At 72.4% G+C, this 26,583-nt stretch carries 23 protein-coding genes and 1 pseudogene; 18 read left to right on the top strand and 6 right to left on the bottom strand.

Features of this window, described 5'->3' with window-relative positions:
• Positions 1-9 precede the first annotated feature (9 nt).
• Both KV102_RS04355 and hemB read left to right on the top strand, forming a co-directional pair.
• Complete coding sequence (locus KV102_RS04355; protein WP_220342185.1) at positions 10-1,686, top strand: uroporphyrinogen-III synthase; 1,677 nt, start codon at positions 10-12, stop codon at positions 1,684-1,686.
• 2 nt (positions 1,687-1,688) lie between these two features.
• The gene (hemB, locus tag KV102_RS04350) at positions 1,689-2,681 is read left to right on the top strand and encodes a porphobilinogen synthase (RefSeq protein WP_220342184.1); all 993 of its coding nucleotides are present in this window, start codon (positions 1,689-1,691) and stop codon (positions 2,679-2,681) included.
• Here hemB and KV102_RS19720 read toward each other — a convergent pair.
• The gene (locus tag KV102_RS19720) at positions 2,638-3,537 is read right to left on the bottom strand and encodes a hypothetical protein (RefSeq protein ID WP_374197354.1); all 900 of its coding nucleotides are present in this window, start codon (positions 3,535-3,537) and stop codon (positions 2,638-2,640) included. The genes hemB and KV102_RS19720 overlap by 44 nt on opposite strands.
• Positions 3,447-3,788 (bottom strand): annotated as a pseudogene (locus KV102_RS19715) (lytic transglycosylase domain-containing protein); the annotation flags it as partial. The gene KV102_RS19720 and the pseudogene KV102_RS19715, both read right to left, overlap by 91 nt.
• A 562-nt stretch (positions 3,789-4,350) precedes the next feature.
• Here KV102_RS19715 and hemL point away from each other — a divergent pair.
• The 6 genes from hemL (at position 4,351) to ccsB (ending at position 10,418) form a co-directional block, all read left to right on the top strand.
• A complete protein-coding gene (hemL, locus tag KV102_RS04335) occupies positions 4,351-5,664 on the top strand; it encodes a glutamate-1-semialdehyde 2,1-aminomutase (RefSeq protein ID WP_220342183.1) in 1,314 nt (437 codons plus the stop codon).
• A 72-nt stretch (positions 5,665-5,736) separates the two neighbouring features.
• Positions 5,737-6,393, top strand: coding sequence for a histidine phosphatase family protein (locus KV102_RS04330; RefSeq protein WP_220345394.1), 657 nt, complete (start codon positions 5,737-5,739; stop codon positions 6,391-6,393).
• Entirely contained in the window at positions 6,390-6,971 is a 582-nt protein-coding gene (locus KV102_RS04325; RefSeq protein WP_220345393.1) for a TlpA disulfide reductase family protein, read from the top strand. The genes KV102_RS04330 and KV102_RS04325 overlap by 4 nt, the downstream gene beginning before the upstream one ends.
• Positions 6,972-6,997: 26 nt before the next feature.
• Positions 6,998-7,732, top strand: coding sequence for a cytochrome c biogenesis CcdA family protein (locus tag KV102_RS04320; RefSeq protein ID WP_374197340.1), 735 nt, complete (start codon positions 6,998-7,000; stop codon positions 7,730-7,732).
• Complete coding sequence (locus tag KV102_RS04315) at positions 7,732-9,417, top strand: cytochrome c biogenesis protein ResB (RefSeq protein WP_220345391.1); 1,686 nt, start codon at positions 7,732-7,734, stop codon at positions 9,415-9,417. The genes KV102_RS04320 and KV102_RS04315 overlap by 1 nt, the downstream gene beginning before the upstream one ends.
• Positions 9,414-10,418: a c-type cytochrome biogenesis protein CcsB gene (gene ccsB, locus KV102_RS04310; RefSeq protein ID WP_220345390.1), complete on the top strand. Its 1,005-nt coding sequence runs from the start codon at positions 9,414-9,416 to the stop codon at positions 10,416-10,418. The genes KV102_RS04315 and ccsB overlap by 4 nt, the downstream gene beginning before the upstream one ends.
• A 9-nt stretch (positions 10,419-10,427) precedes the next feature.
• Here ccsB and KV102_RS04305 read toward each other — a convergent pair whose 3' ends face one another.
• Positions 10,428-10,685 (bottom strand): PLDc N-terminal domain-containing protein, encoded by a 258-nt coding sequence (locus KV102_RS04305; RefSeq protein WP_220345389.1) that lies wholly within the window; start codon positions 10,683-10,685, stop codon positions 10,428-10,430.
• 63 nt (positions 10,686-10,748) lie between these two features.
• On the opposite strand from KV102_RS04305, the gene KV102_RS04300 reads away from it, so the two are divergent.
• From KV102_RS04300 to KV102_RS04265, 8 genes are all read left to right on the top strand, one after another.
• On the top strand, positions 10,749-11,711 hold the full coding sequence (locus KV102_RS04300; RefSeq protein WP_220345388.1) for a threonine/serine dehydratase: 963 nt from the start codon (positions 10,749-10,751) through the stop codon (positions 11,709-11,711).
• A gap of 63 nt (positions 11,712-11,774) precedes the next feature.
• Positions 11,775-12,956 (top strand): histidine kinase, encoded by a 1,182-nt coding sequence (locus tag KV102_RS19480; RefSeq protein ID WP_220345387.1) that lies wholly within the window; start codon positions 11,775-11,777, stop codon positions 12,954-12,956.
• Positions 12,953-13,648, top strand: a complete 696-nt coding sequence (locus KV102_RS04290; protein ID WP_374197339.1) for a response regulator — start codon at positions 12,953-12,955, stop codon at positions 13,646-13,648. Before KV102_RS19480 ends, KV102_RS04290 begins: the two co-directional genes overlap by 4 nt.
• A gap of 102 nt (positions 13,649-13,750) precedes the next feature.
• The gene (locus KV102_RS04285) at positions 13,751-14,539 is read left to right on the top strand and encodes an ABC transporter ATP-binding protein (RefSeq protein WP_220345386.1); all 789 of its coding nucleotides are present in this window, start codon (positions 13,751-13,753) and stop codon (positions 14,537-14,539) included.
• The gene (locus KV102_RS04280) at positions 14,539-16,983 is read left to right on the top strand and encodes an ABC transporter permease (protein ID WP_220345385.1); all 2,445 of its coding nucleotides are present in this window, start codon (positions 14,539-14,541) and stop codon (positions 16,981-16,983) included. Before KV102_RS04285 ends, KV102_RS04280 begins: the two co-directional genes overlap by 1 nt.
• A 107-nt stretch (positions 16,984-17,090) precedes the next feature.
• Positions 17,091-18,734, top strand: coding sequence for a serine/threonine-protein kinase (locus KV102_RS04275; RefSeq protein ID WP_220345384.1), 1,644 nt, complete (start codon positions 17,091-17,093; stop codon positions 18,732-18,734).
• A 26-nt stretch (positions 18,735-18,760) separates the two neighbouring features.
• Positions 18,761-19,027: a DUF4229 domain-containing protein gene (locus tag KV102_RS04270; RefSeq protein WP_220342171.1), complete on the top strand. Its 267-nt coding sequence runs from the start codon at positions 18,761-18,763 to the stop codon at positions 19,025-19,027.
• Positions 19,028-19,031: 4 nt separating this feature from the next.
• Positions 19,032-20,129: a PLP-dependent cysteine synthase family protein gene (locus KV102_RS04265; RefSeq protein WP_220345383.1), complete on the top strand. Its 1,098-nt coding sequence runs from the start codon at positions 19,032-19,034 to the stop codon at positions 20,127-20,129.
• Here the strand turns inward: KV102_RS04265 and KV102_RS04260 are convergent.
• The gene (locus tag KV102_RS04260) at positions 20,126-21,661 is read right to left on the bottom strand and encodes a glycerol-3-phosphate dehydrogenase/oxidase (protein WP_220342169.1); all 1,536 of its coding nucleotides are present in this window, start codon (positions 21,659-21,661) and stop codon (positions 20,126-20,128) included. The two genes, KV102_RS04265 and KV102_RS04260, sit on opposite strands and share 4 nt — an antisense overlap.
• Positions 21,662-21,663: 2 nt before the next feature.
• Positions 21,664-22,323: a TetR/AcrR family transcriptional regulator gene (locus tag KV102_RS04255; RefSeq protein WP_220345382.1), complete on the bottom strand. Its 660-nt coding sequence runs from the start codon at positions 22,321-22,323 to the stop codon at positions 21,664-21,666.
• Positions 22,324-22,371: 48 nt separating this feature from the next.
• Here KV102_RS04255 and KV102_RS04250 point away from each other — a divergent pair, with 48 nt between their 5' ends.
• Together KV102_RS04250 and KV102_RS04245 are read left to right on the top strand one after the other, a co-directional pair.
• Entirely contained in the window at positions 22,372-23,976 is a 1,605-nt protein-coding gene (locus KV102_RS04250) for an FAD-binding oxidoreductase (RefSeq protein ID WP_220345381.1), read from the top strand.
• A complete protein-coding gene (locus KV102_RS04245; RefSeq protein WP_220345380.1) occupies positions 23,973-24,857 on the top strand; it encodes a diacylglycerol kinase family protein in 885 nt (294 codons plus the stop codon). The genes KV102_RS04250 and KV102_RS04245 overlap by 4 nt, the downstream gene beginning before the upstream one ends.
• Positions 24,858-24,890: 33 nt before the next feature.
• On the opposite strand, the gene KV102_RS04240 is transcribed toward KV102_RS04245, so the two are convergent.
• Positions 24,891-26,489, bottom strand: a complete 1,599-nt coding sequence (locus KV102_RS04240) for an alkaline phosphatase (protein ID WP_220345379.1) — start codon at positions 26,487-26,489, stop codon at positions 24,891-24,893.
• Between the last annotated feature and the right edge of the window lie 94 nt (positions 26,490-26,583).

Genomic DNA, 26,583 nt, shown 5'->3' with positions numbered 1-26,583 from the left:
AGACGAGGAATGAGAAACGTGAGCACCACCACCGCCACCCGCAAGCGCAAGGCGACCGAGGAGCAGGCCGCCGTGCCTGAGGTGACAGCCGACGACACCGCCACGAGCGCCGTCAAGCGACCCGTCGGCCACGTGAGCTTCGTCGGAGCCGGCCCGGGTGATGCCGGCCTGCTCACCCTCCGCGCCAAGGAGCTCCTCGACGCCGCCGACATCGTCATCACCGAGTCTCCCGACCAGGCGGCCCTGGTGCCCGAGGGTGCCCAGGTCGTCGACGGAGGACACGGCGAGGACGGCGGCGTCCTGACCCCCGCGGCCCGTGGCCGGCTCGTCGTCAAGCACGCGAAGGGCGGCAAGAACGTCGTCCGCCTGCTGGTCGGCGACCCGTTCACCTTCGCGACCGGGCCCGAGGAGGCCCAGGCGTGCGACAAGGCCAACATCTCCTTCGAGATCGTCCCCGGCGTGTCCTCGGCCTCGGCCGTCCCCGCCTACGCCGGCGTGCCGCTGACCAACCGCACGCACCGCGAGGTGTCGATCATCCGGATGGGGGAGACCAAGGTCGACTGGACGCCGTACGCCGGCGACCAGACCCTGGTCCTGCTGAGCGCGGTCAACACCATCAAGGACGTCGCCAACGGTCTCATCGAGGCCGGGAGGGCTCCCGGGACCCCGGTGGCCATGACACGGGTGGGCACGACGACCGAGCAGACGACCATCGTCTCCACGCTGGAGAAGATCGCCGCCGACGCCAAGGCCGCCAAGATGGCCCCGCCGGCGGTCACCGTCATCGGTGACGTCGTCGACCTGCGCGAGACGCTCTCGTGGTTCGAGACCAAGCCGCTCTTCGGCTGGCGCGTGCTCGTTCCTCGTACCAAGGAGCAGGCGGCCACGCTCGCCAACCGCCTCCGCAGCTATGGCGCCGTCTCGGAAGAGGTCCCCACGATCTCCGTCGAGCCGCCTCGCAACCCGCAGCAGATGGACAAGGCTGTGCGCGGCCTCGTCGAGGGCCGCTACGAGTGGGTGGCCTTCACCAGCGTCAACGCCGTGAAGGCCGTCCGCGAGAAGTTCGACGAGTACGGCCTCGACGCGCGGGCGTTCTCCGGACTCAAGGTCGCCGCCGTCGGCGAGAAGACCGCCGAGGCGATCGCTGCCTGGGGCATCCGTCCCGACCTGATCCCCAGCGGCGAGCAGTCCGCACGGGGCCTCCTCGAGGACTGGCCCCCGTACGACGAGCTGCTCGACCCGATCAACCGCGTGTTCCTGCCGCGTGCCGACATCGCCACCGAGGCGCTGGTCGCCGGGCTCGTCGAGATCGGGTGGGAGGTCGACGACGTGACCGCCTACCGCACCGTCCGTGCGGCGCCGCCGCCGGCGCCGACCCGCGAGGCGATCAAGAGCGGCAAGTTCGACGCGGTCGTCTTCACGTCGAGCTCGACGGTCCGCAACCTCGTCGGCATCGCAGGCAAGCCGCACGCGACTACCGTGATCGCCTGCATCGGCCCGGCCACCGCACAGACCGCCGAGGAGCACGGCCTGCGCGTCGACGTCGTGGCACCCACGCCGTCGGCCGAGGTCCTGGCCGACGCTCTCGCCGACTTCGGCGCCAAGCGCCGGCAGGCGATGGTGGAGGCCGGCGACCCGGTCACGAAGCCGTCGCAGCGCACCAAGGGCTCGCGCCGCCGGAGCTGACGATGGTCGATCGCGACGGCTCGTTCCCTGACGTCCGGCCCCGACGTCTCCGCACCACGCCGGCCATGCGCCGGCTGGTCTCGGAGACGTCGGTCGAGGCGCGACAGCTGGTGCTGCCGATGTTCGTGGCGGAAGGGCTCACCGAGCCGCGAGCCATCTCGAGCATGCCGGGGGTCGTCCAGCACACGCGCGACTCGGCACGCAAGGCGGTCGCCGAAGCCGCGGAGCTGGGTCTCGGGGGAGTCATGCTGTTCGGGGTTCCCACCCGCAAGGACGCCACCGGCTCGGGCGCGACCGACGAGGACGGGATCCTCAACGTGGCGATCCGCGACGCGCGCTCCGAGGTGGGGGACGAGCTCGTGGTGATGTCGGACCTGTGCCTCGACGAATTCACCGACCACGGGCACTGCGGTGTGCTCGACGCCGAGGGGCGCGTGGACAACGACGCGACCCTGGAGATCTATGCCGAGATGGCGCTCGCCCAGGCTCGGGCGGGCGCCCACCTGCTCGGACCCAGCGGGATGATGGACGGACAGGTCGGGGTCGTACGGCGGGCGCTGGACGCCGAAGGCTTCACCGACACCGGCGTGCTCGCCTACGCAGCGAAGTACGCGTCGGCCTTCTACGGGCCGTTCCGCGAGGCCGTCGACTCGACGCTGGTCGGCGACCGGCGTACGTACCAGCAGGACCCGGCCAACGGTCGCGAGGCCCTGCGCGAGGTCGCCCTCGACGTCGCGGAGGGTGCGGACCTGGTGATGGTGAAGCCGGCGATGGGCTTCCTCGACGTCGTCGCCTCGGTGCGCGCCTCCGTCGACGTGCCCGTGGCGGCGTACAACATCTCTGGCGAGTACGCGATGGTCGAAGCGGCCGCCGCGCAGGGCTGGATCGACCGTGAGGCGGCGATCGCCGAGACCCTCGTGTCGATCCGGCGTGCCGGAGCCGACATCGTGCTCACCTACTGGGCGAGCGAGTTCGCCGCGCGGCTCGCACGCTGAGCCTGGCCTCCGCGGTCAGACGGCGGCGGCGGCGCGGGCGGCGGCCTTCGCCGCCTCGGTGCCGTTGGGAGCGGCCCCGACGTAGGCCGCGATGCACGTCTGGAGCGTGTCTGCACTGACGTCGAGCGTCGCGCAGAACGCCTGGGCCAGCTCTGCCGTCGTCGGCTCCGGGTCCGGCTCCGTCGTGGCGGGCGGCTCGGTCGTGGCGGGCGGCTCGGTCGTCGGAGGCGTCGTCGGGTCGGTCGGGTCGGTCGGCGGCTTGGTGGGATCCGTCGGCGGCTTGGTCGGCGGCTTGGTCGGCGGCGTGGTCGGCGGCTTCGTGGGATCCGTCGGAGGCTTGGTGGGATCCGTCGGAGGCTTGGTGGGATCCGTCGGAGGCTTGGTGGGATCCGTCGGAGGCTTGGTCGGCGGCTTCGTGGGAACCGTCGGCGTGCCGGGCTTGGGCGAGGTGATGCCGCCGGGGTCGAGCGGCTTCGGCGTCGGCGGCTTCTCGATCCCGAGCGCCACGATCGTCGGCGTCGGCTGCGAACCGCCGGCTCCAGGGCCACCGGGAACGCCGGCGGCCGGAGGTCGGGGTCCGACCGGCCCGAGCGGCGCGACCGGGCTGCTCGGGTAGGGGAAGGTAGGGAGAATCGAGACGGGGCTGGACGATCCGTACCTCGCCGCGAGCGCGAGCACCTGGTCGGCGTACGCCGTCGAACGGTTGTAGGACATGAGGGCGGCGCGCGCGCCTGCCTCGACGCTGAGGTCGTGGCCGCCCACGCAGAGGTAGACCGCCGCGCCGAGCGCTGCGTCGTTCATGTTGTTGGGGTCGGCCTTGCCGTCGCCGTCGGCGTCCACGCCGACCGAGGACCACGTGGAGGGGATGAACTGCATCGGGCCGACCGCGCGGTCCCACTTCGCGTCGCCGTCCCAGGCGCCCTTGTCGGTGTCCAGGATGCGTGCGGTGTTGTTGGTGCCGTCGAGCGCGATGCCGATGATGGCGCGCGAGGTGGCGCCGGTGCTAGTCACCGTTGCGCCGCCGAACTGACCGTGGTTGGACTCGACCCGGCCGATCGCGGCGAGGAGCTCCCAGGACAGCTTGCACTCCGGCTTGGTGACCGCCATGACGTTGGCGGCACGCTGGTAGGCGGCGAGCGCGGGTCCGGGTATGTCCGACGGAGCGCCGACGAGCGCGGCAGGAGTGACGGCGTTGCTGGAGGACTGCTGCTCGACAGGGTCCTGGAGGGGCGTGACCTGGAGGTCGGGGCCGGTGACCGGGACCTGCGGGGAGCCCTCGGCGTACGCGGAGTAGGCGGCGCTGTCCACAGGCCCGGGCTGCTTGGGAAGGGCGACGGCAGCACCCCAGGCGCCGGCGATCATCGCGCAGGGCAGGAGCGCAGCGGTGGTCTGCCACCAGCTGGTGCGCTTGCCGTTGGCCTTCTGGCCTCTGCGTGCTGCCCCCATGCCGCCGATCAACTCCCTCGTGGCCCGGAACCCGAACCTGGTGTGACACTGTCCGTCCACCGCTCACCCTAGGTGAGGGTGGCGTGATGTGGCCACCGTCTCAGCACATCCTTAGCCTCCACCCTAGACGCGATGCCGGGTCACCGCCGCGTACCTGCGGAGCCCACGGACCGCCGCCGCTCGTCGCCTCGGGCGCGCTTGGCCCGTCAGGGACAATGGCAGGGTGTCCGGATCCGAGATCTCCCATCAGCTGTTCGATCGCGCCCGTGCCGTGTCGCCGGGTGGAGTGAACTCCCCGGTCCGCGCCTTCCGCGCTGTCGGGGGCACCCCCCGCTTCATGCGCGAGGGTCGCGGCGCGATCCTCACCGACGTCGACGGCAACACCTACGTCGACCTGGTGGCCTCCTGGGGGCCGATGCTCCTGGGCCACGCGCGCCCGGAGGTCATCGAGGCGGTCCGCGATGCGGCGAGCCGTGGGACCTCCTTCGGCACGCCGAGCGAGCCTGAGGTCGCGCTGGCCGAGGAGATCGTCGCTCGTACCCCGGTCGACCTGGTGCGCATGGTGTCGTCGGGCACCGAAGCCACCATGTCGGCGATCCGGCTGGCCCGCGGCTGGACCGGCCGCGACCTGATCGTGAAGTTCGCCGGCTGCTACCACGGCCACGTCGACGCGCTGCTGGTCGAGGCGGGCTCGGGCGTCGTCACGTTCGGGCTCCCGGGCACGCCTGGCATCCCCACGGCGTCGACCGCACAGACGATCGTGCTGCCCTACAACGACCGCGAGGCCGTCGCGGCGGCCTTCGCCGAGCACGGTGCGCAGATCGCCTGCGTCATCACCGAGGCTGCGCCCGGCAACATGGGCGCCGTCCCGCCGCTTCCCGGCTTCAACGCGTTCCTCGCCGAGACCTGCCGGTCCCACGGCGCCCTGTTCGTCTCCGACGAGGTCATGACCGGCTTCCGGGTCAGCCGCAGCGGGCACTGGGGTCTGGACGGTGCGCACGAAGGGTGGGCCCCCGACCTGATGACGTTCGGCAAGGTCATGGGTGGTGGGTTCCCGGCGGCGGCGTTCGGTGGTCGCGAGGAGATCATGCGACAGCTCGCACCGGAGGGTCCGGTCTACCAGGCGGGCACCCTCTCGGGGAACCCGGTGGCCACGACGGCCGGCCTCACGACGCTGCGCCTGGCCACCGACGACGTGTACGCCCACCTCGACGCCGTCTCGACCACCCTCCAGGGGTTGGTGGACAAGGCCCTCGACGCGGCCGGTGTGCCTCATGTCGTCCAGGCCGCGGGCAACCTCTTCAGCGCCTTCCTGGGCCGTACGGACGCCGTCGTCGACTTCGCCGACGCGCAGGCGCAGAGCCAGCCGGCGTACCGGGCGTTCTTCCACGCGATGCTCGACAACGGCGTCTACCTGCCGCCGAGCGCGTTCGAGGCGTGGTTCGTCTCTCACGCCCTCGACGACGATGCCCTCGACACCGTCGAGCGGGCTCTCGTGCCGGCGGCCCAGGCTGCCGCCGAGGCGCTCCGGGCCTGACCGGCGTGCCTTCTCGGCCCTGCTGGGCGACCACCCCACCGCAATCCTCGAACGACCCGCGAGAATGACCCCATGACGACCCAGGACCGCACCATCGTCCACCTGATGCGGCACGGCGAGGTGCACAACCCCGCTGGTGTCCTTTACGGACGCCTCCCCGACTACCACCTCTCCGACCTTGGCCGCCAGATGGCCGAGCGGGGCGCGGAGTACTTCGACGGTGGCGACGTCACGCACCTGGTGGCCTCGCCCCTCGAGCGCGCGCAGGAGACGATGCAGCCCATCGCCGCGACGCTGGGCCTCGAGGTGACCACCGATCCGCGTGTCATCGAGGCGGGCAACCGGTTCGAGGGCAAGACGTTCGGCGTCGGTGACGGGTCCCTCCGGCACCCCGTCACGTGGTGGATGTTGCGCAACCCCTCGAAGCCGTCCTGGGGCGAGCCGTACACGCAGATCGCCGCCCGGATGCTCGCCGCGATGGCGGACGCACGGGACGCGGCGCGCGGGCACGAGGCCGTGATCGTCTCGCACCAGCTGCCGATCTGGGTCTCACGGCTGACCGTCGAGCGACGCCGCTATCTCCACGACCCCCGCCGACGCCAGTGCTCCCTCGCGAGCGTCACCTCGGTGACCTACGAGGGCGACGTGCCGGTGGCGGTCGCCTACAACGAGCCGGCCGGTGACCTCATCCCCGCCAAGCTGCGCAAGAAGTTCGTCGGCGGCGCATGACCTCCCACGCCATCCGTCCTCTCGCTGCGCGACTGCTCGCCTCCGTCGCCGCGGTGGCGCTGCTCGCCGGCTGCTCGTCGTCGACGCAGGCAGACGAGACGACGGGTGGCTTCGTGGCCGGCGACGGCAGCATCACCGTGCCGAAGCCGGCCGAGCGCGAGCCGGCCCCGGAGCTGTCCGGGGAGACCCTCGAGGGCGACCCGATCGCGCTGTCCGACTTCGCCGGCAAGACAGTCGTCGTGAACGTCTGGGGCTCGTGGTGCGCCGACTGCCGGGTCGAGGCGCCCGCGTTCGCCGCGCTCGACGCCGAGACCGGTGACGACGTGCAGTTCCTGGGCATCAATATCCGCGACTCCCGCGCGGCCGCGCTGGCCTACGACGAGAACTTCAATATCGGCTACCCCTCGATCTTCGACCGCACCGGTCAGGCCGTGCTCGGCTTCCGCGACAGCCTCCCGTCGATGGCGGTCCCGACGACCTGGGTGATCGCGCCGGACGGGACCGTCTCGGCCCGCATCCTCGGCTCGATCACGGAGTCGACGCTGCGGGGTCTCATCGAGGAAGCGGGAGCGGTCTGATGGGTGGATGGGCCTCAGACGCCGTCATGTCCGGATCGTTGCTGGTCGCCACGGCCGTCGCGCTCCTGGCAGGGCTCGTGTCGTTCTTCTCGCCGTGCGTCGTGCCGTTGCTCCCGGGTTATCTCTCCTACGTCTCGGGGATGACCGCGGCCGAGGTGGCGGCAGATGGCAAGTCGGCCAGGCAGCGCGGGAGACTGCTCGCCGGCGCGGTCCTCTTCGTGCTCGGCTTCAGCGCCGTCTTCGTCTCCTACGGGGTGCTCTTCGGCTCGATCGGCTACGAGCTCAGGGAGTACGAGCGGCCGATCGCGATCGTGATGGGAGTCGTCGTCATCGTCTTGGGCCTGGGCTTCATGGGCTTCGTCCCGTGGCTCCAGCGTGACGTCCGGATCCACGCCGTGCCGTCGGTCGGCCTCGCGGTCGCCCCGCTGCTCGGGGTGCTGTTCGCGATCGGGTGGACGCCGTGCATCGGGCCCGCGCTGGGCGCGGTGCTCACCCTCGCCTACGGCGAGGGCACGGCGGGTCGTGGCGCGTTCCTCACTTTCGTGTACTGCCTCGGGCTGGGCATCCCGTTCCTGCTGGCGGCGATGGCGTTCAGCCGCTTCGCGCGGGCGACCTCCTGGGTGCGCAGGCACCAGCGGGTGATCTCCCTCGTGGGTGGAGGGTTGCTGGTCGTCGTCGGCGTGCTCCTCGTGACAGGGCTGTGGGGGCAGCTGATGACCGAGCTGACCTCGTGGGTCGGCAGCTTCAGGCCGGTGGTGTGATGGCAGACGATCGACGGGCTCCGACCAAGAAGGGCCGTGGAGGCGCTGCCCCGGCGCTCTCGTTCGTGGAGACGGCCCGGTGGGCGTGGCGACAGCTGACGTCGATGCGTACGGCGCTGTTCCTCCTGCTCCTGCTCGCGCTCGCGGCGGTCCCGGGCTCGATCGTGCCGCAGCGGTCGGTCGACGCCCGCGCCGTCCAGGCCTACTTCGAGCGTCACCCCGACCTGGCGCCTGTGCTCGACACGCTGGGGGCCTTCCACGTCTACACGTCGGTCTGGTTCAGCGCGATCTACATCCTGCTGATGGTGTCGCTGGTGGGCTGCATCATCCCGCGCGTGGGCGTGTATGCCTCCGCGCTGCGGGCCCGTCCGCCGCGTGCCCCCAAGAACTTCTCCCGGCTCCCGGCGTCGGCGACGTACGAGACGACCGCCGACGTCGAGACGGTCCTGGCCGCCGCCCAGGGGGCCCTGGGTCGCGCCCGCAAGGACACGGTCACCGACGCCGACGCCTCCGGGGACGTCGTCGAGGGCGAGGTCCGTGCGGAGACCGGCTACCTGCGGGAGCTCGGCAACCTCGTCTTCCATGTCAGCCTCGTGGTCGTGCTGGTCGGCGTGGCGTCGATGAGCCTGCTCGGCTATCGCGGCAACGCCATCGTCACCGAGGGCAGCGGCTTCTCCAACACGCTCACCCAGTTCGACGAGTTCACCTCCGGGGGCCTGTTCGACACCGACGACCTGCCGCCCTTCTCGCTGACGCTCGACGACTTCGACGCGACGTTCGAGACCGACGGACCGCAGCGCGGGGCGCCACGCGACTTCGTCGCGACCGGGACCGTCACCGACCGCCCTAGTGACGAGCCGCGTCCGTACGAGCTGAAGGTCAACCATCCGCTGCGGGTCGACGGTGCGTCGGTCTACCTCGTGGGCCAGGGATATGCCCCGGTGATCCGGGTGAAGGACGGCAACGGTCGCGTCGTGTTCGAGGACGCGGTGCCGTTCCTTCCCTCCGACCCGAGCTACACGTCCAACGGCGTGGTGAAGGTCGCCGACGCGCGACCCCAGCAGCTCGGCTTCCAGGGCTTCTTCCTCCCCACCGCCGTCTCGACCGGTGACGACGACATCCCGGTCTCGGCGCACCCGGCCGCCGCGAACCCGTTGCTCGGACTGTTCGCCTACTACGGCGACCTCGGGCTGGACGACGGCGAGACCCAGTCGGTCTACATCTTGGACAAGGACAACCTCACGCAGTTCACCGGTGACGACGGGGAGCCGTTGCGGATCATGCTCGGGCCGGGCCAGAGCGTCTCGCTCCCGGACGGCGCAGGGACGGTCGAGTTCGTGGAGCTCCGGCAGTTCGTCCGCTTCCAGTTCAGCGCCCAGCCCGGCGTGATGGTTCCGCTGTGGGGCGTCTCGGTCGGCGTGATGGGTCTGATCCTGTCTCTGACGATCAGACCGCGACGGACGTGGGTCCGCGCTCGTCGACGCGAGGACGGTGTGACCGTGGTCGAGGTCGCCGCGCTGGACCGCGTCCCTCGCAGCGACGTCGCGCAGACCGTCGACGACCTCACGGAGCGGCTCGTCGAGCGCACGGGGCATACTGGCAAGGACTACGACGCGGCGTCGGAGACCGATGACGCCGCGGTGGGCGCGACAGGATCGCGCCGTACGAGCGAGGACGAGGGATGACACTCGAGGACTGGGCCAACTTCTCCAACGCCGCGATCGCGTCGGCGACCGCGGTGCTGGCGCTGGCGTGGCTGGCGTCGGTCGCGCAGTGGGCGTTCGGCTCGAAGGCCGTCCGGGCCGAACGCTCGGCCCGCGCCGCCGAGCCCGCGCTCGCGGGCGCGGCGATCTCGGGGGCTGGGTCGGGTGCTGGGTCGTCGGACGCCTCTGGCGCGACGACCACGGCGACGACCGACGCCGCGGCCGAGACCGCCGAGGAACGCTCCGACCTCTTCGGCCGTGTCGCGCTCTCGCTGACCGTCCTCGGCTTCCTCGTGCTCCTCGCCGGCGTCATCGGGCGCGGTCTGGCGGCCGAGCGGGTCCCGTGGGGCAACATGTACGAGTTCGCGACCACCGGGATCGCCGTCGTCCTCGCCGGCTACCTCGTGATGGTCGTCCTCATGCAGGTCCAGTGGCTGGCGCCGATCGTCCTCGGCTTCTCGGTGGTCGTGCTCGGTCTTTCGATGACGGTGTACGTGCCGGCCGGTCCGCTCGTGCCGGCTCTCGACTCGTACTGGCTCGTCATCCACGTCATCTCGGCGATGGTCGCCGGCGCGGGCTTCCTCGTCGGGGCCGGCGCCTCGGTGCTCTACCTGCTGCGCACCCGCGCCGACGCGAGGGGTGGCGCCAAGGGCTACCTCGGCCGGCTGCCCAAGGCCGCCGCGATGGACCAGCTCGCCTACCGCGTGACCGCCTTCTCGTTCCCTGTCTGGACGTTCGCGGCCCTGATCTCCGGGCCCATCTGGGCGGAGCACGCGTGGGGTCGTCCGTGGGGGTGGGACCCGAAGGAGGTCTGGGCGTTCATCACCTGGGTGGCCTACGCCGGCTACCTCCACGCCCGCGCCACAGCGGGCTGGAAGGGCAGGGCCGCCGCGATCCTCGCCCTGATCGCGTTCGCGACGTTCGTGTTCAACTTCGTCGGCGTGAACCTCTTCTTCCCCGGCCTCCACTCGTACGCGAAGTAGCCTCCGGGCTCAGAGGCCTCGGAGGAAGTCGGGGTCGTCGTCCGGGCCGCGCGCGATGGGGCGCTGGGGCCGCGGAGGGCCGGCAGGCTTGGTGCGCACCTTGCCGAAGACGAGCCACGTCGCGACTCCGAGGGCGGGCACCAGCGCGACGATCGCCCAGAGCGGCTTCGGGAGATAACGGACCCGGTCCGGCGGTGTGGCGATGACGTCGAACAGCGCGTACACCGCGAACGCCACGACGATGATGACCGGAATCGCCTTGCCCATGCGGCCAGGGTACCGGTGCGCCCGAACCGTCGGCAGGCCCAGGAGCCGCCCTAGGCTGGCGACATGAGCATCGCATCCTCCCTGGTCGGCCTCGACGACATCCGGGCCGCGGCCGAAAGGATCGCCGGCACCTGTCTGCGGACGCCGGTGGTCCCGTTCGTGACGCCGGAGGGCAGCGTCCCGTGGGCCGTGAAGGCGGAAGGGCTCCAGCCGACCGGAGCGTTCAAGCTGCGCGGCGCCACCAACGCCGTGGCCCTTCTCGACGACGCGCAGCGTCGTGCGGGCGTCGTGACCCACTCGTCGGGCAACCACGCGCAGGCCGTCGCGTACGCGGCCCGTGTCGCCGGGGTCCACGCGACCATCGTGATCCCCGACAACGCCCCCGAGGTCAAGGTCGCCGCGACCCGTCGGTGGGGTGCGGACGTCGTCATGGTCGCCCCCTCGCAGCGGCACGCGCGTGCGCAGGAGATCGCCGCGGAGACCGGTGCCGCGCTGATCCCGCCGTACGACGACGCGCGCGTCATCGCCGGCCAGGGCACGGTCGGGCTGGAGATCGTCGAGCAGGTTCCCGACCTGGCGACGGTGGTCGTCCCGGTCAGCGGCGGCGGCCTGGTGAGCGGCGTCGCCGCGGCGGTCAAGGCTCTGCGCCCGGACGTCCGGGTGGTCGCGGTCGAGCCGGAGCTCGCGGCAGACCTCGCGGAGGGCTGGGCGGCGGGGGAGCGCAGGGTCTGGTCGGTCGCCGACACGTCTCGGACGGTCGCCGACGGGCTCCGCACGGACTCGGTCGGCGTGCTGAACTGGGACCACATCACGGCCTACGTCGATGACGTGGTCACGGTCTCCGAGGAGGAGATCCTCGCGGCGGTGGGCGCCGTCGTGCGCGGCGCCCGGGTGGTCGTCGAGCCGAGCGGTGCGGTCGCCGCGGCGGCAGTGCTCAAGGGCGTGGTCGGTGACACCGCCGGGACCACGGTGGCGATCGCCTCGGGGGCCAACATCGACCCGGCGGTGCTCGCTCGGCTGGTCTGACCCGTCGACAGGATCAGACCACGGTCTGATGGGCGAGCGGCTCCGGCCGCCTACCCTGGCCAGGTGAGGAGAGTGACGGCGTGGACGCGTGACCACCCCTTCGCGGTGGACGCGGCCCTGGCCGGCGCACTCGCCCTGCCGCTCGTCCCCTTCGCGCTCAACCTGGGCACCGCGGGCACCGCCGGCGAGGCGGGCTACCAGATCCTCATCCTCCTGGCGCTGGCATGGCGCCGTACACGCCCGGTGGCGTCGTTCACGCTCGTGTCGCTGCTGCTGGCGGGCCAGCTGGTCCTGACCGACGAACCGCTCTACGCCGACGTCGCCCTCCTCGTCGCGCTCTACTCCGTCGCCGCGTACGGCCCGCTCTGGGCTCGGCGTGCCGGGCTCGGCGTCGGCTTCCTCGGGGTGCTCCTCTCGACCCTCGAGTGGTACGCGTCCTCGCCCGAGTCCAGCATCGTCGGCAACATCGTCGTCATGAGCCTCGTCGTCGCTGCGCCGTGGTCCTTCGGCGCCTACATGCGCACGCGGCGGGAGTACGTCGTCGGCCTGGAGGAGCGGGCCCGCCAGCTCGAGCGAGACGCCGAGCAGCAGGCACAGATCGCCGCCGCGGCCGAACGTGCACGGATCGCCCGCGAGATGCACGACGTCGTCGCGCACAGCCTGTCGGTGATCGTCGTCCAGGCCGACGGCGCGCTCTACGCCTCGAGGACGCGGCCCGAGGCGGCGAGCGAGACCCTCGAGACGATCTCGCGCACGTCGCGCCAGTCCCTCGCCGAGATGCGCCGCCTGCTCGGGCTCCTGCGCGACGACGACGCCTCCGACGCGACGCAGCGGGCACCCATGCCGACGGCGACCGACGTGCCGACCCTGGTCGACCAGGTGCGCCGCAGCGGGCTGGACGTCCGTGCCGAGGTCACGGGAGACCCGTCCGCGGTCGACACGACCACCGGACTGACCGTCTACCGCGTGGTGCAGGAGGCGCTCACCAACACCCTCAAGCACGCCGGCGCCGGCGTCCGCACGCGTGTCCAGGTCGGTGTGCTCCCCGACCACGTGCTGGTCTGCGTCGAGGACGACGGGGGCACCCAGCCGGTGGCTGCCGGACCGTCGCCGCGCGGAGGACACGGCATCCGCGGCATCCGGGAGCGCATCGCCATCCACGACGGCACGGTCGTGGCCGGACCATTGGCCAGTGGCGGGTTCCGGGTCGAGGCCCGCATCCCGTACGGGAAGGAGACCAGGTGAGCGAGCTGCCCGAGGAGGGGTCGTCCGAGCGCCCGCTGCGGGTGTTCCTCGTCGACGACCAGCAGCTGGTCCGGGCGGGCTTCCGGATGCTGGTGGAGTCGCAGCCGGACATGGAGGTCGTCGGCGAGGCTGCCGACGGGCTCGAGGCCGTGGAGCGGCTGTCGGTGACCGGCGTCGACGTGGTGCTGATGGACGTCCGGATGCCGCGGCTGGACGGTGTGGCCGCGACGCGTGTCCTGAGCGAGCGGGGATCGACCGCCCGTGTCGTGGTGCTCACGACGTTCGACCTCGACGAGTACGTCTACAGCGGACTGCGGGCGGGCGCGTCGGCGTTCCTGCTCAAGGACGCCCCGCCGGAGGTGCTGCTGGCCGCGATCCGTGACGTGCACCGCGGCGACGCGGTGGTGGCGCCGAGTGCGACCCGGCGGATGCTGGAGCGGTTCTCCGACCAGCTGCCCGACGGTGAGGCCGCCCCCGACCATCGCCTCGACATGCTCACCGATCGAGAGCGCGAGGTGCTGGTCCTCGTCGCGCAAGGGCTCACCAACTCCGAGATCGCGAGGCGACTCGTCGTCGCGGAGCCGACCGTCAAGACTCACATCGGGCGGCTGCTGGCCAAGACCGGCAGCCGGGACCGGGTGCAGCTCGTCGTCCTCGCGTACGACACCGCGCTGGTGCGCCCGACCACCTGAGCCGAAGGACACTGGCACGTACGACCGCGGTATGACCGCGCACGTCGGAGAGGGGTCCGCGGGTCGACGCTCACGACGGCCGCGGTTCCTAGCGTGGTCGTCATGTCATCGATCCCTGTCTCCTCTCTCGCCTCGGCCGTGCCGGGCGGCGTCCAGAACCCCACCGACACGGCGGCCGCGCGGACCCGCGGGCTCGTCAAGACCTACGGCCGCGGTCCGGCGGAGGTCCGGGCTCTCGACGGCGTCGACCTCACCATCGAGCGCGCCCGGCTCACCGCGATCATGGGTCCGTCGGGCTCGGGGAAGTCCACGCTCATGCACTGCCTGGCCGGGCTCGACTCGCCGACCTCCGGGGAGGTCGAGGTCGCGGGTACGGGCCTCGGCGACCTCGACGACAACGCCCTCACGAGGTTCCGGCGCGAGCACGTCGGGTTCGTGTTCCAGGCGTTCAACCTGCTCCCCACCCTCACCGCGCGCCACAACATCCTGCTCCCGCTGGATCTGGCTGGCCGCGAGCCGGACTGGCGGCGCTTCGACACGCTCATCGAGGTGCTCGGCCTCGCCGACCGACTCTCGCACCGTCCGTCGGAGCTCTCCGGCGGCCAGCAGCAGCGCGTCGCGATCGCGCGGGCGCTGCTCTCCTCGCCCGACGTCGTCTTCGCCGACGAGCCGACCGGCAACCTGGACAGCCGCTCCAGCGCCGAGGTTCTCGACTTCCTCCGCCGCTCGGTCGACGAGCTCGCGCAGACCGTCGTGATGGTGACGCACGAGCCGACCGCGGCCGCGTACGCCGACCGTGTGCTGCTGCTGCGAGACGGGCGGCTGGCCGGGACGCTCGAGCGCCCCACCGCCGAGGACGTCGTCACCGCGATCGCCGGACTGGACGCCTGATGCGCACGGTGCTCTGGGGGTCCTTGCGGGCGCACTCCCGGCGCTACGTCACCGCCGTCACCGCCATCGTCATGTCGGTGGCCTTCATGGTCGCCGTGAACGCCCTGAGCGGCTCGGCGCGTGACGGGCTCAGGTCGGACGTCGTCGCGCAGTACGCCGGCGCCGACCTGGTCGTGGACACGTCGGCCGACGACTCCCGCACCCTGGACCGGCTCATCGACCAGATCCGGGCCGTCGACGGCGTCGAGGGGGCGGTCGTCAACCGGCTCGGCTTCGTGGAGGTGGAGGCCCGCTCGGCCCGGCAGCTGATGAGTGTCGGCACAGTCGCCGCGGACCGAGACCTGAGGTGGCAGGAGGTCACCGACGGAGTCGCTCCGCAGCGGCCGCGGGAGGCGCTCATGGCCGCTTCGAGCGCGAAGCGGTACGACGTCGCGCTGGGCGACACCGTGCGCGTCTTCGGGCAACGCGGCCCGGTGGAGGTGGCGATCACCGGCTTTACGACGAGCCCGGGCGGCACGCTGGGATCGACGGTGTACGTCTCGGAGCAGGTCGGCTCGCGGCTCGGTGACGTCCTCACGGCCGACGACGTGTCCGTGCGCGTCGCCGACACGACCGCGGCAGCGACGGGGAAGGCGCTGCGGTCTGCCGTGGGTGCAGACAGGTCCGAGCGTCCGGTCGCCGATCGTGAGGCATGGGTCGACTCCGCGGTCGCGGAGGCCACCAACGACGTGGACATTCTCCAGCGGATGGTCCTGGTGTTCGCCGCGATCTCGGCATTCGTCGGGACGCTGGTCATCGCGAGCACCATCACGACCGTCCTCGCCCAGCGCCGCCGTGAGCTCGCGCTGCTGCGCTGCGTCGGCGCGACCCGCCGTCAGATCGTCCGCTCGCTGCGCCTGGAGTCGCTCGCCCTCGGAGTGGCGGCCTCGACGGTCGGGGTGCTGGTCGGCTGGGGACTCGGGCACGCGACCGTCGCCGCCCTGCGCGCGTGGACGTCCGGGATCAGTTTCGGGGCGGTGTCGCTGAGCCCGCTCGGCGTCGGCCTGCCGTTCGCCCTCGGCGTGCTGGTCGCGGTGGGGGCGACGGTCCTGCCTGCTCGCCGGATCGGTCGCCTCACACCGCTGGAGGCCCTCCGCCCGCACGAGACCACCGGACTCTCCGGGGGCGCCGGGAGGATCCGCGTGGCCCTGGGCGCGGTGCTCGTGTCCGTCGGTGGCGCCGGCCTGGTCCTGGGGACCGGTGACCTGATCCCGGTCGGCCTCGCCGGCGGCATGACGTCGTTCCTCGGCGTGGTCGTCCTCGCCCCGTTGCTGGTCCCCGCCCTCCTCCGGCTCGTCGGGCCGGTCGTCGGACGCAGCGGTGTCTCGGGCCGGCTCGCGGCGGACAACGTCGTCCGCAACCCTCGCCGGACCGCCTCGACGGCGACCTCCCTCCTCACCGGCGTCACGCTCATCACGATGGTGGTGATCGGCACCGCCTCGTTGCGCGGGTCGATCGACCGGGACCTGGACGCGTCGTACGCGCTCGACGTCGGGGTGGTCGCGGCCGGGGGCCCTCTCGCCGAGGGTGTCGGGGACCGCGTCGATGGCGTCGACGGCGTCGACTCGGTCGCCACCCTGCCGGGAGGGGAGGTCGAGATGGACGGGCACCGTGTGCTGGCGCTGGAGGTGTCGCCGGCGGCGGCGCGCATCGTCCACGGCGACACGGTGGTCCCGGGTCCGGGAGAGCTCGTCATCGGTGAGGAGCTCTCGACCGCCCTCGACCTCTCGTACGGCGAGAGCGCCCGGCTGCGGACGACGTTCGGCGAGCTCGACCTCCGTCCACGCGGCGGCGGGTCGCTCGGCGAGGTCGTCCTCGTCGGACCGGGGGTGCTCGACGAGCTGGGCGTGGCAGCGGAACCGCGCGCGGTCTGGGCGCGCGGCGAGGGTGGGGCGCCCGCGGAACAGGTCATGGCCGACACGGCGACCGTCGCCCGGTCCGCCGGTGCCGACGTCGCCGGAAGCATGGTCCAGCGGACCTGGATCGGCCTGCAGCTCGACGTGATGCTGGCGGTCGTCGTCGGCCTGCTCGCCGTCGCGGTCCTCATCGCCGTCGTCGGCATGACGGGGACCTTGAGCCTGTCGATCCTCGAGCGCTCGCGGGAGAACGCGCTGCTGCGGGCGCTCGGCCTCAGCCGCGGCGGGCTTCGACGCACGCTCGCGGGCGAGGCCCTCCTCATGGCCGGAGTCGGCGCCGTGCTGGGAACCACCCTCGGAGGTGCGTACGCATGGCTCGGCGTCCGGGCGCTCACCGAGGGTCTCGTCGACGACGTCGCGTTCTCGGTGCCGTGGCTCCAGGTCGCGATCGTGCTCGCCGCCACGACGGCGACCGGTCTGATCGCCTCGGTGGTCCCGGCACGGCGGGCCACGCGGGTGTCGCCGGCGAAGGGAATCGCGATGCTCTGACGCTCTGTCCGCGTCGCACTCGGCCGGCGGCCCTCCGACCCGCCACAATGGAGGAGGTCGCGTCGTCGGAGCGCGACCGACGACGATGAAAGGTGGGGCCGCGGTCGATGTCGGAGCCGACGAACGGCCGGGTCGGTGAGCTGGTCGACGGGCGTTACCGCCTGTTGGCGCTCGTGGGCCGTGGCGGCATGGCCGACGTGTACCGGGCGCGTGACGAGCTCCTCGGTCGTGTCGTCGCCGTCAAGATGATGCGCGCCGAGGCGGGGGTCGAGGTCGAGGACGCGCTGCGCCGTCACGAGATGGAGGCGAGGATCGGCGCCGGCGTCTCCCACCCCGGCCTGGTCACGGTCTTCGACGTCCAGGCCGACGGTGAGGCGCCGTACCTGGTGATGGAGTACGTCCCCGGCAAGACGCTCAGCCGGGTGCTCGTCGACGGGCCGATGGATCCCGAGACGGTCGCCGACATCGGAGCGCAGCTCGCCGACGCGCTGGCGGCCATCCACGACAACGGTGTGCTCCACCGGGACGTGAAGCCGTCCAACGTGATGCTCGTCGAGCGGAGCGGCGCGGCGCCGCGGGTCAAGCTCACCGACTTCGGGGTCTCCCGCTATCTCGAGGGCACTCGTCTGACCTCGCCCGACCTTCTGGTCGGTACGGCGCGTTATCTGAGCCCCGAGCAGGCGGTCCTGGACGAGGTCGGGCCGCGCGCCGACGTCTATGCCCTGGGCCTGGTCCTCCTGGAGGCACTCACCGGTGAGGACCCGTTCCCCGGCACGCGGGTCGAGACGTTGTCGGCACGGCTGCACCGTCCGCCGCGCATCCCGGAGTCGCTCGGGCCCGACTGGGCGTTGGCGCTGGGTGCGATGACACGGCGCGACCCCGACGAGCGGCCGGACGCGCGGGGTGCCGCGGCGGCACTGCGGGCGGTGCGTGACGGCGGAGACGTCGCGGCCGCGCTCGCCGCGGCCGGCGTGACGGTCACCGACCCCGGAGGCAGCGACACGGTGGTCGGTCTTCCGGTCGCGGACGATCCCACGGAGGCCGCGGGCCCGGTGATCGGCGCTGCTGCCGGGGGTGCCGCGGCCGGTGCGGCGCTCGGTTCCGCGGCACAGGCTGAGGGTGACCCGGAGGAGCCGGATCCCGTCACCGACACGGCCGAGCAGGAGCCCGTCACGGCCGAGGCGGTGGCCCCGGCGGCTGCCGCCGGAGCGACCGCGCCGCTGGCCGCCAGCGACGAGCCGCCGACCGGTGGTGGCTCAGCCCTCGACGACACCGGCAGTCCGGCCGACGAGCCCTCGCCCTGGGCACGCCGCGCCCCCTTGATCGCGGTCGCGGTGGTGCTCATCGCCGCCGCAGTGGCCGTGGGGCTCGTCCTGACCAGCGGTGACGATCCGTCCGACCCTGTCCCCACCCCGACGCCGACGCGGACGACGCCGACGGAGACCAGCAGCACGCGCTCCCCCTCTCCGACGCAGACCAGCAGGCCCGCGCCGACGCGGACGACGCCCACCCGGACGACGCCGACGCGGACGAGGCCGACGGAGACGTCACCGACTCGGACGCCGACCACCGCGTCTCCGACGCCGACGACCGCGCCGCCCACCACGACCGCCCCGCCCACCCCGACCCGAACCACACCGCCACCGACGACGGCCGCGCCGACCACCGCGCCGCCGACGGACGAGGGAGAGGCGCTGCCGTCCTCGCCCGCCGGGACGCCGCCTCCGGTGACAGGTCCGCAGGACAGCTGAGTGCGCGGCCCGGGTATCCTCGACATGTGAGCGCCTTCGTCCGGTACACCCTCGCGCGACTGGGATTCTTCGCCGTCGCGTTCGTCGTCGTGGGTCTCGTGTCGTCGATCTGGCTCGAGGTCAGCGACGTCACCGTGCTGTGGGTTGCCCTCATCGCGCTGGCGATCTCGGCGGTGGCCTCGTTCTTCCTGCTCGGAGGGCTCCGCGAGGAGGTTGCCGTGTCGCTCAAGGCCCGCGCCGACAAGATGAACGACCGGCTCGAGGCGGCGCGCGGCGCCGAAGACGTGGACTGAGGCCGTGCCTCGCTCGTCCGCGCAGCGGCGGGCCTGGGTCGACGAAGCCGTACGGCGGGTCGATGCCGACGCCAACCGAAGCGCCGACACCCACCTCCACGTCTGCCCTCTGCCGGGTTCCCCCGGCATCGAGCTGTACCTCAAGGACGAGTCGGTCCACCCGACCGGCTCCCTCAAGCACCGGCTCGCGCGGTCGCTGTTCCTCTATGCCCTCTGCAACGGGTGGATCGGCCCTGACACCACGATCGTCGAGGCGTCCAGCGGCTCCACCGCTGTGAGCGAGGCCTACTTCGCGGGCCTCGTCGGACTGCCGTTCGTCGCCGTCATGCCGCGCAGCACCAGCGAGAGCAAGATCGCTCTGATCGAGTGGTACGGCGGGCGCTGCCACTTCGTGGACGACCCTGCCGACGTGTACGCCGAGGCGGCGAGCCTCGCCCACCGGTGCGGCGGCCACTACATGGACCAGTTCACCTACGCCGAGCGCGCCACCGACTGGCGTGGCAACAACAACATCGCCGAGTCGATCTTCGCGCAGATGAGCCAGGAGCCGCACCCCGTGCCGTCGTGGGTGGTGGTGGGCGCCGGGACCGGTGGGACGTCGGCGACGATCGGCCGCTACGTCCGCTACCGCCGGCACCCGACGCAGGTGATGGTCGCGGACCCCGAGAACTCCGCGTTCTTCGACGGGTGGGAGCTCGACACGTCGGACCACACCACCGGGATGCCGTCGCGCATCGAGGGGATCGGCCGGCCACGGGTCGAGCCGTCGTTCGTCGGGGGCGTCATCGACGACATGCTGCGCGTCCCCGACGCGGCCTCGGTCGCGGCGATGCGCTGGTGCACCCGGCGGCTGGGGCGAAGCGTGGGTGGGTCGACCGGCACGAACGTGTGGGGTGCGCTGACCGTCATCGAGCGGATGCGCGCCGCGGGGGAGTCGGGCAGCGTCGTGACGCTGCTGTGCGACTCCGGTGACCGTTACGCGTCGACGTACTACGACGACGACTGGGTAGCGCAGCAGGGACTCGATCTGGCGCCCTACGAGGCGGTGCTGGCCGACTACGACGCGACCGGACGGTTCACGCCCGGCGCGGGCGGCGTCTAGCGGTCGGCCTCCAGGGCCGCCTCGGCGAACGGCAGCGCGATCTCTCGGTCGGCCGCCACGAGACCGACACGCGTCCGTCGGTCGAGCAGGTCGTCGACGTCCAGCGCGCCCTCGTGGCGTACGGCGAACCGCAGCTCGGCCGGCGTGGTCGCGATGTGCGGGGCGATCGGCTCGAGCAGGGTCGGGTCTCCCTCGGCGCCGGCGAGGACCGCGGCGGCCTCGGTCCCGTACCGGGCGACGAGCCGCTGGGGAGCGGGGATGTGCGAGAGCGTCACCCGATCGGCGGCCCCCACCAGCGGGAGCGTCGTGGTCCGTGAGGGCCCGGCGGTGCGCCGCGTGGCCTCGAGTGCGGCGTCGACCGCGTCCTCGGCCATCCGGCGGTAGGTCGTCAGCTTGCCGCCGACGATGCTGACCAGGCCGTCGTCGGCCGTGAGCACGACGTGTCGGCGCGACAGGTCGGAGGTGCGTCCGCCCTCTCCGTCGAGGAGCGGGCGCAGGCCCGAGAAGGTGCCGACCACGTCGTCGCGGGTGAGTGGGCGCTCGAGCGCCGGCGACACCGTGTCGAGGAGGAACGCGATCTCGGACTCGGTGGCGACCGGGACGTCGGGGACGTCGCCGTGGACCTCCTCGTCGGTCAGGCCGACATACACGCGGCCGTCCCAGGCCGGCAGCACGAGGATGAACTGGTTCGTGGCGCCCGGCACCGGGATGGTCAGGCCCGAGGTGAGCCCGCCCAACGTCTCCGCCCGCAGGACGAGGTGGGTCCCGCGGCTCGGCCGCAGACGGACCCCGTCGGCGAGCGTCCCGGCCCAGACGCCCGCCGCGTTGACCACCATCCGGGCGTCGACCTGCATCGTGGCGCCCGTCTGCTCGTCACGCAGCACCGCTCCGGTGCCGCTGAGCTCGACCGCGCTCGTCCGTGTCAGGACCCGTGCTCCGAGGGAGGCCGCGGTCCGGGCGATGCCGACGACCAGCCGCGCGTCGTCGACGACCTGCCCGTCCCAGAAGACCAGGCCCCCGCGGAGGCCGTCGGCACGCATCGTGGGGGCGTAGCGCCGGACCTCGAGCGCCGACAGACGGCGGGAGCGGGGGAGGGTCCGGCTCGACGTCCCGGCCGCCTGACGAAGGGCGTCTCCGATCAGGTAGCCGGCCCGTACGGTCGCCGCGGTCCTGCGACTCACACCGTCCAGCAGGGGAAAGACGTTGGGAAGCGCCTGGACCAGGTGGGGTGCCGTGCGCTCGATGAGCACACCGCGCTCGACGGCGCTCCCGTAGGCGAGACCGACGTCACCGCTGCCCAGATAACGGAGCCCACCGTGGACCAGCTTGGAGCTCCACCGGCTGGTCCCGAAGGCCAGGTCGTGCTTCTCGACCAGGGCGACCGACAGCCCTCGCGACGCCGCGTCCAGAGCGACCCCGGCCCCGGTCACGCCTCCACCCACGACGAGCAGGTCGACAGCGTCCCCCGAGGCCAGGTCGTCGAGCTCTCGGGCCCGACGGGCGGCGTCGAGCGAGGCAGGAGCGGTGTGCATCGTCAGTCCTCGCGGCGGTCGGGGGAGAGATAGCGGTCGAGCGCCTCGGCCAGCTGGTCGTCCAGTGCCTCGAGGGTGACTCCGCTGCCGGTGGCGGACGCTGTCACCGCCGGTGCGGTCATCGCGAACGACCACGCCAGCAGGAGGACCGTACGCGCCTGCAGGGCGACGTCGAGGGGACGGATCGATCCGTCGTGGTGCCCCTCTCGGAGCAGGTCCTCGAGCACCTGCAGCATGTGCGTGCTGGTCCTCCCCATGCGCTGGAACACGTAGGGCACGAGAAACTCGGGATCGGAGTCGACGATCGCGCGGTGGAGGGGATGGGCCCGGATGGTCGCGATGGTGGCGACGGCCGCGGCGACGACGCGTTCGCGTCCGGTCGGGAAGACGCGGTCGGCGGCCTCGGTCGCGACGGCCGTCCACTCGCGCGTGAGCAGCGCGGCGATCACTGAGTGCACGTTCTCCCAGCGGCGGTAGAGCGTCGCGCGGGCGACACCGGCGCGCGTGGCGATGTCGGCCATCGTGACGCGCTCGAGGCCGTTGTCGAGCAACGCGTCCGCGGCCGCGTCGAGGATGCGATCCTCGGGGATGGCCTTGCCGGAGTCAGCGGGGCGGGCACGCAGCCGCTCGAGCTCCGATCCGGCATTGAAACGCTTCGCCATGATGTGTTCAACTTAGCATGACATCGAGGGTGTCGAGATCGGAGAACCATGTCGGAGCTGGCACTGCCTGTCGTGGAGTTCGCGCCGGACCGGTGGGGCAATCCGGCCCACGCGACGGGGCTCTCCCCGGCCACCAAGGAGGCGCTCGACGCGCTCGGGGTGCGCCCCCGCAGCGTCGCGGTGGCCCCGGAGGACGTGGTGCTGCCAGGCCCGGCGGTGCCGGCCTCCGCCCGTACGGCGCTGGAGGCAGCAGTCGGGGCCGCGTACGTCAGCGACGAGGAGATGGACCGGCTGCGTCACACCCGCGGCTGGTCGACGCCCGACATCCTGCGCATGCGGGCGGGCGACGTCGCCGATGCGCCCGACCTGGTGGTGCGGCCGGGGTCTCACGACGAGGTGGTCCGCGTCCTCCAGGTCTGTTCCGAGGCAGGCGTCGCCGTCGTCCCCTACTCGGGCGGGACGTCCGTGGTGGGCGGTCTGGCTCCGGAGCGGGAAGGCTTCGCCGGGGTGGTGGCCCTGGACCTGGCCCGCCTGGACGCCCCGGTGGCGCTCGACCCCGTGTCGCGGACGGCGACGCTCCAGGCGGGGATGCGCGGACTCCGCGCCGAGGAGCTGCTCCAGGCGGAGGGCTTCACGCTGGGGCACTTCCCGCAGTCGTACGAGGGCGCCTCGCTCGGCGGATACGCGGCCGCACGGTCGGCGGGCCAGTCCTCGGCCGGCTACGGGCGCTTCGACGAGATGGTCGTCGGGCTGGTCCTCGCCACCCCGCGAGGGACGCTGGAGCTCGGCACCGCGCCGAAGTCCGCATCCGGACCCGACCTTCGTCAGCTCGTCCTCGGCTCGGAGGGTGTCCTGGGCGTGATCACGTCGCTCACCGTCCGGGTCCGGCCCGTGCCGCGCGAGCGCGTGTTCGAGGGATGGCGGTTCCCGTCGTTCGGGGCCGGCCTGGAGGCGGTGCGCCGCCTGGCCCAGGACGGGCCGTTGCCCACCGTGCTCCGGCTCTCGGACGAGGCCGAGACCGCGATCAACCTCGCCGACCCGTCGGGCGGCCCCGCGCCGGGCGAGGGCGGATGCCTGGCGATCACCGGCTACGAGGGCGATCCGGAGGACGTCGCCGTCCGCCGCGGGCGTGCCACGGCGGTGCTTCAGGCGTGCGGTGGCGAGCCGCTCGGTCTGGAATCCGGCGAGGCGTGGCGGCGCGGCCGCTTCCATGGGCCCTACCAACGCGACCCCCTCCTGGATGCGGGCGCCTTCGTGGAGACCCTGGAGACGGTCACCTTCTGGTCGAACGTCCCACGTCTCAAAGCTGCGGTCACCGAGGCGGTGCAGGGGGCGCTCGGCGAGCAGGGCACCCCGGCGATCGTCCTCTGCCACGTCTCGCACGTGTACGAGACCGGGGCGTCCCTCTACTTCACGATCGCCTGCGCCCAGGCGGACGACCCGCTCGCCCAGTGGGCCCCGGCGAAGGCGGCGGCGAACGCCGCCATCCGCGCCGCAGGGGCAGCGATCAGCCACCACCACGGGGTCGGGACCGACCATCGTGCCCCGTATGCCGAGGAGATCGGGCCGCTCGGTGTGGAGGTCCTCCGTGCCGTCAAGGCGACGCTCGATCCGGCGGGGATCCTCAACCCCGGCGTCCTGGTGGCGCGATGAGCACCCGGCAGATCACCGCGCTGGTCAACCCGATCTCGGGACGGGGCGATTCCCAACGGGTCTGGGACCCGCTCGAGGAGCGCCTTCGAGCGGCCGGGGTCGACGTCGCGACCGTCGTCACGACCAGCGTGCACCACGTCGGTGAGGCGGCGTTCGAGGCGGCCTGCGCGGGCCGCGTCGTGGTCGCCGTCGGCGGAGACGGGATGGTGCGCGACGTGGGCGGTGGTGTCGTCCGGGGTGACGGAGTCATGGCGGTGGTCCCCGGTGGTCGCGGCAACGACTTCGCCCGAGGGTTCGGGATCACCGAGGACCCGGCGACGCTCCTCGAGATGCTCCTGCACGGGCCCGTGCGCCCGATCGACGTGCTCGACGCCGACGGCGTCGTGGTCCTGGGCAACGTCTACGTCGGGGTCGACTCGCGAGCGACCCGGCTGATCAACCGCATGCGCCGCTTCCCCGCGGTCGTCGCCTACCGGGCGAGCGGACCGCTGGCCATGCTCACGTGGCGGGCACCGACGTTCACGCTGACCACCGACGGCGGGACCCGCACCGTACGCGCGCACAGCGTGATCGCGGCGAACTCCGGCCGGTACGGCCGCGGGCTGGACATCGTGCCGTCGGCACGGGTCGACGACGGGCTCATCGACCTGCTGGTCGCGAGCACCGACGGCCTCGGACGCCGCCACATGGCCGCCTACATGGTCGAGGCAGGCACCGGTGCGCACGTGCGCCGCGATGCCGTCGACGTGGTGCGGACGCGTTCTGTCACGATCGCCGCCGACGGACCGGTCCCCGTCGGCATCGACGGCGACGAGATCGGCACGTTGCCGATCACCGTCCGCGTGCGTGCCGGCGCGTTGCGGATGGTGGTGCCGGTCTGAGCACACGCGTCGACGAACCTCACTCGGCTGTGGCTAGCGGCGGTGGGGCACCAGCGTCTTCGAGAACAGGGCGCCACCGTCGACGTCGCGGAGCGTGACCGTCAGGGCAGCCGTGTCGCCGTCGACCTCGACCTCCCCGAAGAACTGGAACCCCTCGGCGGGTGACGTATTCGCCCGTGGTGGTGCCGCCACGAACTCCGCACGTGGCCCGAAGGTCGCGTCGAGCGCGTTCGGGCCGAACGCCCCGGCGTTCAGCGGACCCGAGACGAACTCCCAGAACGGGTCGAAGTCCTGGTACGCCGCCCGGTCGGGCGAGTAGTGGTGCGCGGCGGTGTAGTGGACGTCGGCCGTCAGCCACACGTGGTTGCGGATGCCGGCACGCTTCAGTGCGGTGAGCACGGGAGCGATGTCGAGCTCGCGCCCCAGCGGTGCTCCCGGGTCGCCCTGGGCGATGCCTTCCTGCTCCGTCCCGTCCGGCACGACCAGGCCGACCGGGAGGTCGGCGGCGATCACCTTCCAGGTGGCACGCGACCTCTCGAGCTCACTGATCAGCCAGCGTGTCTGCTTCGCGCCGAGCACGCCTCCGTCGCGGAGGGTCTCCTTGTCGGCGGTGTTGGGGTCCTTGTGCGTACGCATGTCGAGCACGAACAGGTCGATCAGGGGGCCGAGGTGCAGGACGCGGTACACCCGTCCGTCGGGGTCGGGCGAGATCGGTGCTACCGGGATGTACTCGTGAAAGGCCCGCCGCCCCCGCGCGGAGAGCACGTCGACGCGCTTCTCGGTGTAGCGGGCGTCGGTCAGGAGCTCGCCGGGATACCAGTTGTTGGTCACCTCATGGTCGTCCCACTGCGTCACCTGCGGTGTCTCGGCGAGGAACCGGCGCCAGTTGTCGGCGAGCAGGTTGTAGCGGAACTGTCCTCTGAACTCGGCCAGGGTCTCGGCGACCTTCGTCTTCTCCTCCGTCACGACGTTGCGCCAGAGCGTGCCGTCGGGCAGCGTGACCGTCTCGCTGAGCGGGCCGTCGGCGTAGACGTTGTCGCCGCTGCAGAGGAAGAAGTCGGGGCGCCGTCGCGCCATCGCGTCGACGATGCGGAAGCCGCCGTACGCAGGGTTGACCCCCCATCCCTGCCCGGCGATGTCGCCGGACCACAGGAACCGGACATCCTCGCGTCGGCGCGACGCGGTCCGCAGGTGCCCGGTCTCCGGTGCGCTGGAGCGACGGGGATCGCGGAGGTCGACCGCGCGTACGCGGTAGAAGAGATCGGCGCCGGACGGGAGCCCGCGCACGGTGAAGCGGCCCGTGAAGTCGGTGTCGGGGGTGACGACCGGGCCCTGGACGGTCACGGACCTTCGGAACGAGCGGTCTCGGGCGATCTCCGCGACGAGACGGGACGGTCGGTCGGCCCGGGACCAGAGCGTCGCCTGACGGGTCAGGACGTCACCGGCCTGGACGCCGTGGGTGAGGGCTGGGCGGTCGCCACGGACCAGGGCGGCAGCGGAGCCGGAGGTCGCGCGAGCGGTGGTGGCGGAGGCGGGTACGGAGCCGAGGACGGCGGCTCCGGCTCCGACCACGGCCGCGCCCCGCAGGAGGGTGCGGCGGCCGAGCTGGGGTTCGGGCGGGGTCTGGGTCATGCAGACACGGTCGCGGGCCCCGGCGAACGCCAGGTGACTCCACGGTGAGATGCAGGGGGCGGGCTCGTGACCGGCGCGGGGGCGCCGGGCCGTC

The organism is Mumia sp. zg.B53 (genome assembly GCF_019550935.1).
Lineage (GTDB): Bacteria > Actinomycetota > Actinomycetes > Propionibacteriales > Nocardioidaceae > Mumia.
Note: the sequence above shows the minus strand (reverse complement) of the source record. Positions and strands in the feature narration are given on the sequence as shown.

Coding starts and splice junctions, on each gene's coding strand:
- KV102_RS04280 (WP_220345385.1), top strand. CDS start 14,539: ATGCGCACGGTGCTCTGGGGGTCCTTGCGGGCGCACTCCCGGCGCTAC.
- KV102_RS04255 (WP_220345382.1), bottom strand. CDS start 22,323: ATGGCGAAGCGTTTCAATGCCGGATCGGAGCTCGAGCGGCTGCGTGCC.
- KV102_RS04275 (WP_220345384.1), top strand. CDS start 17,091: ATGTCGGAGCCGACGAACGGCCGGGTCGGTGAGCTGGTCGACGGGCGT.
- KV102_RS04260 (WP_220342169.1), bottom strand. CDS start 21,661: ATGCACACCGCTCCTGCCTCGCTCGACGCCGCCCGTCGGGCCCGAGAG.
- hemB (WP_220342184.1), top strand. CDS start 1,689: ATGGTCGATCGCGACGGCTCGTTCCCTGACGTCCGGCCCCGACGTCTC.
- KV102_RS04285 (WP_220345386.1), top strand. CDS start 13,751: ATGTCATCGATCCCTGTCTCCTCTCTCGCCTCGGCCGTGCCGGGCGGC.
- KV102_RS04305 (WP_220345389.1), bottom strand. CDS start 10,685: ATGGGCAAGGCGATTCCGGTCATCATCGTCGTGGCGTTCGCGGTGTAC.
- KV102_RS04240 (WP_220345379.1), bottom strand. CDS start 26,489: ATGACCCAGACCCCGCCCGAACCCCAGCTCGGCCGCCGCACCCTCCTG.
- KV102_RS04325 (WP_220345393.1), top strand. CDS start 6,390: ATGACCTCCCACGCCATCCGTCCTCTCGCTGCGCGACTGCTCGCCTCC.
- KV102_RS04250 (WP_220345381.1), top strand. CDS start 22,372: ATGTCGGAGCTGGCACTGCCTGTCGTGGAGTTCGCGCCGGACCGGTGG.
- KV102_RS04355 (WP_220342185.1), top strand. CDS start 10: ATGAGAAACGTGAGCACCACCACCGCCACCCGCAAGCGCAAGGCGACC.
- KV102_RS04320 (WP_374197340.1), top strand. CDS start 6,998: ATGTCCGGATCGTTGCTGGTCGCCACGGCCGTCGCGCTCCTGGCAGGG.
- KV102_RS04330 (WP_220345394.1), top strand. CDS start 5,737: ATGACGACCCAGGACCGCACCATCGTCCACCTGATGCGGCACGGCGAG.
- KV102_RS04315 (WP_220345391.1), top strand. CDS start 7,732: ATGGCAGACGATCGACGGGCTCCGACCAAGAAGGGCCGTGGAGGCGCT.
- ccsB (WP_220345390.1), top strand. CDS start 9,414: ATGACACTCGAGGACTGGGCCAACTTCTCCAACGCCGCGATCGCGTCG.
- KV102_RS04300 (WP_220345388.1), top strand. CDS start 10,749: ATGAGCATCGCATCCTCCCTGGTCGGCCTCGACGACATCCGGGCCGCG.
- KV102_RS04245 (WP_220345380.1), top strand. CDS start 23,973: ATGAGCACCCGGCAGATCACCGCGCTGGTCAACCCGATCTCGGGACGG.